The organism is Caballeronia sp. ATUFL_M2_KS44 (genome assembly GCF_023630965.1).
In the GTDB taxonomy this organism is placed as follows: domain Bacteria; phylum Pseudomonadota; class Gammaproteobacteria; order Burkholderiales; family Burkholderiaceae; genus Caballeronia; species Caballeronia concitans.
In genome coordinates this window covers 1-247 of sequence record NZ_JALQEA010000004.1, presented here as the reverse complement: position 1 = coordinate 247, position 247 = coordinate 1, and the positions used below count along the sequence as shown (strand labels likewise).

Sequence of the window (247 nt, the reverse complement as noted above, 5' to 3'; positions counted from 1 at the left end):
GCCGCCGCCCGAGCCGAGCGTGAGCGGCACGCCGCCTGCATCGACGACGATCAGCCCGATCAGCAACCCGAGCACGATACCCACGCCCATGTAGATGAAATCGGTCTTGTCGGAATACGGCAGTTCGTAACCGGCGGCATCGACGGCGCGCTTCGTGTCCTGCGGCGCGCCGTAGAACGTGATGACATCGCCGTGATCGAGCGTCGTCTCGGGCAGCACCGGCAACGGATGCCCCGCACGCGTGATG

1 pseudogene is annotated in these 247 nt (G+C 66.4%); it reads right to left on the bottom strand.

Annotated features, from left to right (window positions below):
• Positions 1 to 247, bottom strand: a pseudogene (locus NCR39_RS00015) (aspartate-alanine antiporter); the annotation flags it as partial.